Annotated in this window: 10 protein-coding genes; 1 reads left to right on the top strand and 9 read right to left on the bottom strand. The window is 66.2% G+C overall.

What is annotated here, in order from left to right; genetic code table 11:
• Window positions 1-280: 280 nt before the first annotated feature.
• A complete protein-coding gene (locus tag PCA10_RS13490) occupies window positions 281-634 on the top strand; it encodes a YkgJ family cysteine cluster protein (protein WP_016492649.1) in 354 nt (117 codons plus the stop codon).
• Here PCA10_RS13490 and PCA10_RS13485 read toward each other — a convergent pair.
• The 9 genes from PCA10_RS13485 to PCA10_RS13445 all read right to left on the bottom strand — a co-directional run bounded on the left by PCA10_RS13485 (window position 631) and on the right by PCA10_RS13445 (window position 9434).
• Window positions 631-1266 carry a TetR/AcrR family transcriptional regulator gene (locus PCA10_RS13485; RefSeq protein WP_016492648.1) on the bottom strand — a complete coding sequence of 212 codons (636 nt, stop codon included), beginning with the start codon at window positions 1264-1266 and terminating at the stop codon, window positions 631-633. The genes PCA10_RS13490 and PCA10_RS13485 overlap by 4 nt on opposite strands.
• Before the next feature lie 78 nt (window positions 1267-1344).
• Window positions 1345-2835, bottom strand: coding sequence for an aldehyde dehydrogenase (locus PCA10_RS13480; RefSeq protein ID WP_016492647.1), 1491 nt, complete (start codon window positions 2833-2835; stop codon window positions 1345-1347).
• 25 nt (window positions 2836-2860) lie between these two features.
• Complete coding sequence (locus PCA10_RS13475; RefSeq protein ID WP_016492646.1) at window positions 2861-4474, bottom strand: ABC transporter ATP-binding protein; 1614 nt, start codon at window positions 4472-4474, stop codon at window positions 2861-2863.
• 34 nt (window positions 4475-4508) lie between these two features.
• Window positions 4509-5324 (bottom strand): ABC transporter permease, encoded by an 816-nt coding sequence (locus PCA10_RS13470; RefSeq protein WP_016492645.1) that lies wholly within the window; start codon window positions 5322-5324, stop codon window positions 4509-4511.
• A gap of 10 nt (window positions 5325-5334) precedes the next feature.
• Entirely contained in the window at window positions 5335-6291 is a 957-nt protein-coding gene (locus tag PCA10_RS13465) for an ABC transporter permease (protein ID WP_016492644.1), read from the bottom strand.
• Between the two features lie 81 nt (window positions 6292-6372).
• Window positions 6373-7152: an alpha/beta fold hydrolase gene (locus PCA10_RS13460; protein ID WP_016492643.1), complete on the bottom strand. Its 780-nt coding sequence runs from the start codon at window positions 7150-7152 to the stop codon at window positions 6373-6375.
• A gap of 12 nt (window positions 7153-7164) precedes the next feature.
• Entirely contained in the window at window positions 7165-7374 is a 210-nt protein-coding gene (locus PCA10_RS13455) for a tautomerase family protein (RefSeq protein ID WP_016492642.1), read from the bottom strand.
• Complete coding sequence (locus tag PCA10_RS13450; protein WP_016492641.1) at window positions 7365-8417, bottom strand: LLM class flavin-dependent oxidoreductase; 1053 nt, start codon at window positions 8415-8417, stop codon at window positions 7365-7367. Before PCA10_RS13450 ends, PCA10_RS13455 begins: the two co-directional genes overlap by 10 nt.
• Window positions 8418-8438: 21 nt before the next feature.
• Window positions 8439-9434 (bottom strand): flavin reductase family protein, encoded by a 996-nt coding sequence (locus PCA10_RS13445; RefSeq protein WP_016492640.1) that lies wholly within the window; start codon window positions 9432-9434, stop codon window positions 8439-8441.
• Window positions 9435-9448 lie beyond the last annotated feature (14 nt).

Here is a 9448-nt window from a genome sequence, read left to right as displayed (position 1 = left end):
CGGGGCAAGCGTTTGGTTACTTTTCCGTGGTTCGGCATCCAGACGACTGGCAAAAGTGACTCGCCCGGGTGGGCGAAACAGAAACCCGCAGCCCACTCAGAAATCAGCTGAGAAAAAACACACCAGCTCGCCAATCCAGCACAAACAGCCCCTCCCCCCGCTCCCCCCTGAAGAACCTTATAATTCGCTCGTCATCCTTCGATTTGCACGAGCACCTACCAGTGGAAAGCAAGACCGCGCGCCTTGGCGTCCCTATCGGCCCGCACCAGAAGAACGCCTTATGAGCTGCACGGGGCGGAAGATCGATCAATTGCGCCGGCAGATCCCGTCGTTCGCCTGCGTGCCCGGCTGTCACGACTGCTGCGGGCCGGTGACGGCCTCGTCGGAAGAAATGGCGCGACTGCCGGTGAAGAGCGACGCCGAACATGAGGCGGCCCTCGAACACTGGAACTGTGTGCACCTGGGCCCGGATGGTTGCCAGGTATACGACCAGCGACCACTGATCTGTCGCCTGTTCGGGACCACGGCGAGCCTGCCCTGCCCCCGTGGCCGTGGACCGGAAACGCCGACCCCGCCGGAAGTCGATCGGCGGGTCCATGAGTTGATCGCCAGCACCCGCCAGGTGCTGGTCTAACGGCTCGCCGCCCGTGCCTGGGGCGCGGGCATATAGAGCCTCACCAGGTCCATGCAGGCGTTGATGCCATGCTCGATGGCCTTCATGTTCTTGCGTCGTTGCCAGTCCAGCCAGAGGCCGTCGAGCATCGCCATGAGGGCATCCGCCGATTTTTCGATGCGGTCCTGGCCCGCCCCGTGTTCCGTGGCGATCTTGCGCAGGATTTCCAGCAGCCGCTCGCGGTAGACCGCGTACAGCTTGCGTTCGGTCTCGGCGATATCCGGCTGGAACAGTGACGCGGACCAGAGATCGATACGCACCGAGAGGTAGCTGCGATCGAGGAAGGTCCCGGTGAAGCCGCTACGCAGGAACACCTCCAATTGCTCCACGGAGGACCTGGGTTCCGCCACCAGGCTGGCGTAAGTGGCCTCGTAGAGCTTGTGGGACGCGTGCTTGTAGGCCTCCACCAGCAGCTCGTTCATGTCCTTGAAGTGGTAGCTGATATGGCCGAGGGCCATTTCCGCCCGTGCCGCGACCTTGCGCGCCGAGAGTTTGGCGTAGCCTTCCTCGCTGAGGCAGAGGAAGGCCGCCTTGATGATTTCCTCGCGGCGCAATTCCGGGTCGTAGATTTTCTTCGGTTTCTGCTGCGCCATCGTGCCGTTCCTGAGGTTGGCGATTCGGGGCGGGATTATCCCGCCCCGCTTCCATTCTGGTCAAAGCGCCGAGCTCGGTCAGAGCTTTATCCAGGTGGCCTTCAGCTCAGTGTACTTGTCGAAGGCGTGGAGTGAGCGATCGCGGCCATTGCCGGACTGCTTGAAGCCGCCGAAGGGGGCTGTCATGTCGCCGCCGGAATACTGGTTGACCCAGACCGAGCCGGCGCGCAAGGCACGGGCCACCTGATGGGCCCGCGACAGGTTCGAGGTCCAGAGCCCCGCCGCGAGGCCATAGGGGGTGTCGTTGGCGATGGCCACGGCCTCCTCGGCGTCATCGAAGGCGATCACCGACAACACCGCGCCGAAGATTTCCTCGCGGGCGATGCGCATGTCGTTGCGCACCCCGTCGAAGACCACCGGTGCCAGGTAGCAACCGCTGTCCCGGGTGCCGTCCAGGCCGCCGACGAACAGCCGCGCGCCCTCCTCCACGCCGCTGGCCACATAGCCCTTCACCTGCTCCAGGTGTTGTGCGTCCACCAGGGCGCCATAGCGGCTGGCCGGGTCCAGGGCGTTGGCCGGGGTCCAGGCCTGCAGGGCGTCCCGCAGGTGTTCGAGGAATTCGTCCTTGACCGAGCGCTGGACCAGCAGCCGGGAACCGGCGGTGCACACCTGGCCCTGGTTGTAGGCGATGGCCGCCGCCGCGCTGGTGGCCGCCGCGCGCAGGTCGGGCGCATCGGCGAAGACGAGGTTGGGGCTCTTGCCGCCCGCTTCGGTCCAGACCCGCTTGAGGTTGGACTGCCCCGCCGCCACCATCAGCCGCTTGGCGATGTTGGTGGAGCCGGTGAAGGCGATGGCGTCCACGTCCATATGCAGGGACAGTGCGTTGCCCGCCTCGGCGCCGAAGCCCGGCAGCACGTTGAACACGCCGTCCGGGATGCCCGCCTCGCTGGCCAGCTGGGCGATGCGGATGGCGGTGAGCGGCGAGCGCTCGGACGGCTTGAGGATCACCGAGTTGCCGCAGGCCAGCGCTGGCCCCAGCTTCCAGCTGGCCATCAGCAGCGGGAAGTTCCACGGCACTATCACGCCCACCACGCCAACCGCCTCTCGGGTCACCAGGCCCAACTGGTCGTCGGCGGTGGCGGCGACCTCGCCATAGACCTTGTCGATGGCCTCGGCGCTCCAGCGGATCGCGTTGGCCGCGCCGGGCACATCGGTGGCCAGGGAATGGGCGATGGGCTTGCCCATGTCCAGGGTTTCCAGCAGGGCCAGCTCCTCGGCATGGCGCTCCAGCAGCTCGGCAAAATACAGCAGCGTGCGCTTGCGCTGGACCGGGGCCATGCGCGACCAGTGGCCGGCGTCGAAGGCCCGGCGGGCGCAGGCCACCGCGAGGTCGACGTCGGCCTGGCCGCAGCGGGCGATCGCCGCCAGCCGGCGGCCGTCCAGCGGGCTGTGCTTGTCGAAGCTGCGCCCGTCGAGGGCCTCGCGGTAGCGGCCGTCGATGAAGCATTGCCCCTCGATCTCGATCTGCGCGGCCCAGCCGGCCCAGTCGTTGAGTGTTTTCGCGGACACGGATTGTCTCCCTTGCAATGGATGTTCAGGCCACGCCGCGCTGCACCAGCGCGTCGAGCCAGTCCGGATTCATTTGCGGCATGCTGTCGAGCAGCCGTGTGACGTAGCTGTCGCAGGGCGGGGTGAAGACCCGGTCCTTGTCGCCGAAATCGACGACACGCCCGGCCTTCAGGACCAGCACGTCGTCGGCGATGGACTGCACCACCGACAGGTCGTGGGTGATGAACAGGTAGGTGATGCCCAGGCTGTTCTTCAGGTCGTCGATCAGCCGCAGGATGCCTTCCGCCACCAGTTGGTCGAGGGCGCTGGTGATCTCGTCGCAGATGATCATGCTCGGCTCGGCCGCCAGCGCACGGGCGATCCCCACCCGTTGCTTCTGCCCGCCGGAGAGTTCGGCCGGGCAGCGCGAGAGGAAGCGGTTCGGCTCCAGCCCCACGGCATCCAGCAGCTCACGCACCCGCGCCTCGCGCTGCGGGCCGCGCAAGCCGCCGTAGAAGCTCAGCGGCCGGCCAACTATGTCGCCGATGCGGTGACGCGGATTCAACGCGGTATCGGCCATCTGGTAGATCATCTGGATCGAGCGCAACTGCTCGCGGCTGCGCTTGCCGTAATGGCCGGCCAGGGCCTCCCCATGAAAGCGGATGCTGCCGCCCCGGTTGGGCAGCGCCCCAGTGATGCAGCGGCCCAGAGTCGACTTGCCGGAGCCGGACTCGCCGACTATGGCCAGCGTCCGGCCGGGGAAGACCTTCAGCGATACGTCTTCGAGCACCGGCTTGTTGCCGTAGCCCGCGCGAATGCCATCGAGCTCCAGGATCGGCCGCTGGTCCCGGGCAACCGCCGGCCGGGTTTCGCAGGCGAGGTTGCGCACCGCCCAGAGGGACTTGGTGTAGTCCGCCTGGGGCTGTTCGATCAGCCGGCGCTTGTCGCCTTTCTCCACCACCTGGCCGTCCTTCAGCACCATGACCTCGTCGGCCATCTGCGCCACCACCGCCAGGTCGTGGGAGATATAGATGGCGGCCACCTGGAACTCGCGGACCAGTTCGCGAATGGCCAGCAGCACGTCGATCTGGGTGGTGACGTCCAGGGCCGTGGTGGGTTCGTCGAAGATGATCAGGTCCGGCCGGCAGGACATCGCCATGGCGGTCATGATGCGCTGCAGCTGGCCACCGGAAACCTGGTGCGGGTAACGCTCGCCAATGGACTCGGGCTCCGGCAGGGAGATCTTGCGGTACAGCTCCACCGCATCCCGACGCGCCTCGTCGCGGGGCAGCAGGCCGTGTTCCAGGGCGCTTTCGCAATGCTGGTCGATGAGCCGGTGGGCGGGGTTGAAGCTCGCCGCGGCCGATTGCGCCACATAGGCGATGCGCGCCCCGAGCAACTCGCGGTGGGCGGCCTCGGAGATCTCCCGCAAGTCCACGCCGTCGAAGACGATGCGCCCGGCGGAAATCCGGCAGCCGTCGCGGGTATAGCCCATGGCGGCGAGCCCGATGGTGGACTTGCCGGCGCCCGATTCGCCGACCAGGCCGAGGATCTTGCCGCGTTCGAGCGTCAGGTCGACGCCCTGGACGATCTCGCTCCAGGCGTCCCCCGAGGAGGCTTCGATGCGCAGTCCGGTTATTTTCAGAAGCGGTTCAGTCATGCTGCGATTCCTCACGCAAGGGTGGTCGGGCCGGTCATCGCCGCTTGGCGAGGAACCAGTCGGCGACGAAGTTGACGGCAATGGCCAGTACGCCAATGGCAGCCGCGGGGATCAGCGGGGTGAGGTCGCCGAAGGAAATCAGCGACGCGTTCTCACGCACCATGCTTCCCCAATCGGCCAACGGCGGCTGCAGGCCGAGCCCGAGGAACGACAGCGAGGAAATGGTCAGGAACACGAAGCAGAAGCGCAGGCCGAACTCCGCCACCAGGGGCGCCCTGACATTGGGCAGCAGTTCCACCGCCACCAGCCAGAACAGGCCCTCGCCGCGCAGGCGCGCCACTTCCATGTAGTCGGTGACCACCACGTTCAGGGAAACCGAGCGGGCCAGGCGGAAGATCCGCGTGGCGTCCACCAGGGCGATGACGAACACCAGGTTGGCGATGCTGGTGCCGAAGATGGTCAGCAGCAACAGCGCGCAGATCAGTTGCGGCACGGCCATCAGCACATCGTTGAGCCGTGACAGCACGCCATCCACCCAGCCGCCCAGCGCGGCCGCGATCAGCCCCAGGGTGCCGCCGATGAAGAACGCCAGGGCCGTCGACACCAGGGCGATGCCGATGGTGTTGCGCGCCGCGAAGATCACCCGGGAAAGCATGTCGCGACCCAGGCTGTCGGTTCCCAGCCAGTTCTGCGCGCTCCAGGGTGCATAGGCGTCGCCGACTATCTGGGTTTCGCCATAGGGCGCGATGAACGGCCCCAACAGTGCCAGGAAGGCGTAGAAGAGAATGATCAGCAGGCCGATGCGGGCGGTCCAGCTCATCTGCTTGAAGGTGATGTACAAGGCATTCATTGGCTCGCCCTCAGGTGCGGTGCAGCAGGCGCGGGTTGGTCATGATGGACAGCACGTCGGCGAGCAGGTTGATGCCGATGTAGACGACGGCGAAGATGCAGCAGCAGGCCTGCACCACCATCACGTCGCGCTTGATCACCGCGTCCACCATCAACTGGCCGAGCCCCGGATAGACGAAGACCACCTCGACCACCACCACCCCGGTGATCAGGTAGGCCAGGTTCACCGCGATCACGTTGACGATGGGAGCCCAGGCATTGGGCAGCGCGTGGCGCAGGACGATCTTCAGCCGTGACAGCCCCTTCAACCGCGCCATCTCGATATAGGGCAACTGCAGCAGGTCGAGCACGGCCACCCGGGTCATCCGCATCATGTGCGCGGTGATCACCAGGGTCAGGGTCAGCGCCGGCAGGAAGGCCGCGTGCAGGTGCTCGGCGAGGCCCGCCGATGCCGGGACATCGGCGATGGACGGGAACAGCGGGAACTTCACCGCCAGCAGCAGGATGAGGATGTAGCCGATGAAGAACTCGGGCAGTGACACCGCGGCCAGTGAGATCACGTTGACCACGCGATCGAAGATCGAGTCCTTGTAGAGCGCCGCGAACAGGCCCAGGAGCAGCGCCAGTGGCACCGCGATCAGGGCCGTGTAGGCGGCCAGGAAGAAGGTGTTGAGCAGCCGCTGGCCGATCAGCTCGGACACCGCCCGGCCATTGGACAGCGAGACGCCGAAGTCGCCACGCAGGCTACCCAGCAACCAATTGACGTAACGCGTGAGCGCCGGCTGGTCCAGCCCCAGTTCGTGCCGCAGCGCGGTCAGCGCCTCGGGGGTGGCGGCCTGGCCGAGGAGCTTCTGCGCCATGTCGCCGGGCAGCAGCTGGACCGCCGCGAAGATGAGGGCGGAAACCGCCAACAAGGTCATGGCTCCGAGGAGCATGCGCCGCAAGATAATCGGATAAATCAATGCCATGGCTTCGACCTGCTGATCCGTGAGGCAATTGTTCTTATTGGTTCCGGGAGGGCCGGGCCCTCCCGGGCATAGCGGCAGGCCCTAGTGCGAAACTTCGTCGAGGAAGGCCCGCAGATGGGGCACCACCTGATCGCTGGCTTCGATGAGGATCGCGTGCTTCAGGTCGGGCAGCACCACCAGCCGGGAATGGGGCAGCGCGTCGGCGATCTTCTGGTTCAGGCCCGGATTGCAGCCACCGTCGAACTCTCCGGTCAGCACCAGGCACGGCTGCTGGACTTCATGCAGCCAGGGCGACATCTCGGTCTCGGCGTAGATATGGAAGACTTTGAGGAAGACCTCCGCCGGGGTGTCCATGACCTGCTGCTTGCGCCACTCGATCACCTCCGGGCGCGCGGCGCAGAAGGCTTCGGTGAACCAGCGTTGGGTCAGGGTATCGAGCACCGGGCCGATGCCCTTCTCCTCCATGGCGCGGACCACCTTGCAGACGTTCTCGCTGTCCTGGGGAGAGCGGAATGCCGCGGTAGACAGCAGGCCGACACTGAGCACGTGCTGCGGGTACTTGCGGGCATAGGCCGGGCCGATCATGCCGCCCAGGGAATGGCCGATCAGGTGCATGCGTTCCACCCCCAGCCGAGCCCGCAGGGCTTCCAGGTCCTCCACCAGTTCGTCGAGGCCGAAGGGGCCGTCCGGCAGCGGCGACTCGCCGTGGCCACGCAGGTCGTAGCGAATGCAGGTGAAGCTGTCCTTCAGGGCTTCGGTCACCTTGTCCCAGCCGGTCTTGCGCGCGCCGATGCCGTGGATCATCACCAGGGCCGGGCCCTGGCCGTCCACCACGCAGGCGCAGTCGATTGCCTTGCTCATCTGCTCACCTCGTTACGCCTGGGCCTTGGATTCGGCAATGATGTCGGCATAGGTCTTGCCGCCCACGCCCCAATCCGCCGGGTCCACTTCCTTCAACAGGATGGTGACCGCCTGGGGCTTGCCGCCGCAGACCTCGACGTAGGTGTCGGTCAGGGCCTGGATGAGTTCGCGCTTCTTGTCGGGGGTGCGTCCGGGGAAGAGTTCAACGGTGATCAAAGGCATTGGCCGATCCTCTTGGTCTTGGCGGGTTGGTTGTTGCTGAAGTACGGAATGATCTGCTCGCCGAAGCGCTGCATCATGTCCAGGGTGTCTTCCTGGGACTGGCCGAAGTTGGCGGTCATGATGACTTCGTCGATGCCGGCCTCGGCGTAGATCGCCAGTTGATCGAGCATCCGTTCGCGGGTGCAGATGAGCAGGTTGTTGCCCAGCTCCTCGATCGATTGCTTGCGCGGCAGCGGCTCGATGGCGCCGTTCCTGACGATGCCCGGCCCGGTGAAGACGTTGTCGAAGCGCATGTAGTACTCGTGGGCCAGTTGCAGCTTCTCGCGGGCGTCGGCTTCGTCACGGGCCAGGTAGGTCGCGCGCTGCAACGAAAGGCGGCTGCCGGCACCCTTGTTGCGGGCTTCGGCCTTGCCCCGGCGGAAGGCGTTGACCTGGTCGAGGAGCATCTGGTGGTCGCCGCTGAGCGGCGTGGTCTGCACCGAGAAGCCCTGCCGCGCGCAGGCCCGGATGCCCTCCGGCGCCATGGTGGCGACCATCAGCGGAATCTCCCGCTCGGGGCGCGGCATGATGGTCAGCGGGTCGAACTGGTAGTACTTGCCGTCCCAGGACACTTCCTCGCGGGTCAGCAGCGCCTCCAGCACGGCGAGGGATTCGTCGAAGCGCTCGCGGGTCGAGTCCATCGGCACGCCGAGCTTTTCGATCTCGTAGCGGAAGGCGCCACGGCCCACCCCCAGCACCAGGCGGCTGTCACTCAGCGCGTCGGCCTGCACCACTTCCCCGGCGAAGACCCGCATATCGCGGATCGGCAGCACGGCGATGGAGGTGACCAGCTCGATGCGCCGGGTGACCGAGGCGATCTTCACCGCCATCTGCAGGGGCGACGGCACCAGCAGGATGTTGATCAGGTGATGCTCGGGAATGGAAATGCCGGCGTAGCCGACCTGCTCCGCCACCACGGCCTGCTCGACCATGTCGTCGTAGAGCTGTCTTCCCGAGGCTTGCGGATCGGGCAGGTAAGAACTGAGGAAATGATTGAATTCCATGCTTGTGTCCACTTGATGGGCTTAGTGTTTCCAGTCCAGCCAATGCACGGGCTTGCCCGCGATGCCGGCGATTCGTCCGCCATCGGCGGTGTCGCAGTAGATGCCGAAGGCGTCGGCCTCCCGTTCGGTGAAGAAGCGCTGGATCATGCTCACCGTGTATTCGCCCTTCACCAGCAGCCAGGGCGTCTCGTCCGCGGCGAACACCCGCACCTCGCGCTCACCGGAGCGGGCGGCGGGTGCGCCGGCGGCCGCGTCGGCACGGAAGATCAGGCGCGTGAAGTCGTCCCCTGCCTCTTCGAACATCGAGTAGATGAACGACACCTGGCCCGATAGGCCGACCCGGCGGAAAACGTCTTCGATGACCGCCTTCTGGCTCACCCCCGAGTGCCAGAACACCTCGGGAATGCTCCAGTGGGCGCAGCCGGGTTCGCGCACCAGGACCAGCCCGTTGCCCTGGGCGATCAGGCAGCCGACCTTCAGTGCGCTGCCCCGCTCCACCTGGATGGCCTTGGCGCCTTCGGCGAAATCCACGTAACTGCCACGGAAATACCCCAGGGGGCTCCCCAGGCTGCTGCGGTAGCGCTGCACCTCGCCGATCAGGATCACGTGGTCGCCCGCCTCCACCAGGCTGTGCCGGGTGCAGCGCAGCACGCTGAGGCTATCGGCCAGGCACGGGGCGCTCGGCTCCGACTCCAGCAGCTCGACGCCGGCGAACTTGTCGACGCCGCGCCCGGCGAAGGTGGTGGAGAGGTCCCGCTGCCAATCACCGAGGATGTTGATGGCGAAGTCCGTGGCCTCGCTGAACACCGGCAGGCTGCCGGCGCTCCTGGCGATGCACACCAGGACCAGCGCCGGGCTGAGGGACACCGAGGTGAAGGAGTTGGCGGTGAAGCCCCGTGGCGTACCTTGCGCATCCCAGGCCGTGACAATGGTGACGCCGGTCATGAAGGTGCCGAAGACGCTGCGCAGGCTGCGGGTATCGTCCGCGCTGACCGGGTGCCAATCGAGATTGCTCATGTTCGACTCCCGCA

It is taken from the genome of Pseudomonas resinovorans NBRC 106553, from assembly GCF_000412695.1.
Taxonomy (GTDB): domain Bacteria; phylum Pseudomonadota; class Gammaproteobacteria; order Pseudomonadales; family Pseudomonadaceae; genus Metapseudomonas; species Metapseudomonas resinovorans_A.
This window is presented reverse-complemented; position numbering and strand designations above follow the sequence as displayed.

What these genes read in the sequence shown, in the direction of transcription:
- PCA10_RS13490 (WP_016492649.1), top strand. Translation starts at nt 281, where the DNA reads ATGAGCTGCACGGGGCGGAAGATCGATCAATTGCGCCGGCAGATCCCG.
- PCA10_RS13485 (WP_016492648.1), bottom strand. Translation starts at nt 1,266, where the DNA reads ATGGCGCAGCAGAAACCGAAGAAAATCTACGACCCGGAATTGCGCCGC.
- PCA10_RS13475 (WP_016492646.1), bottom strand. Translation starts at nt 4,474, where the DNA reads ATGACTGAACCGCTTCTGAAAATAACCGGACTGCGCATCGAAGCCTCC.
- PCA10_RS13470 (WP_016492645.1), bottom strand. Translation starts at nt 5,324, where the DNA reads ATGAATGCCTTGTACATCACCTTCAAGCAGATGAGCTGGACCGCCCGC.
- PCA10_RS13465 (WP_016492644.1), bottom strand. Translation starts at nt 6,291, where the DNA reads ATGGCATTGATTTATCCGATTATCTTGCGGCGCATGCTCCTCGGAGCC.
- PCA10_RS13460 (WP_016492643.1), bottom strand. Translation starts at nt 7,152, where the DNA reads ATGAGCAAGGCAATCGACTGCGCCTGCGTGGTGGACGGCCAGGGCCCG.
- PCA10_RS13455 (WP_016492642.1), bottom strand. Translation starts at nt 7,374, where the DNA reads ATGCCTTTGATCACCGTTGAACTCTTCCCCGGACGCACCCCCGACAAG.
- PCA10_RS13450 (WP_016492641.1), bottom strand. Translation starts at nt 8,417, where the DNA reads ATGGAATTCAATCATTTCCTCAGTTCTTACCTGCCCGATCCGCAAGCC.
- PCA10_RS13445 (WP_016492640.1), bottom strand. Translation starts at nt 9,434, where the DNA reads ATGAGCAATCTCGATTGGCACCCGGTCAGCGCGGACGATACCCGCAGC.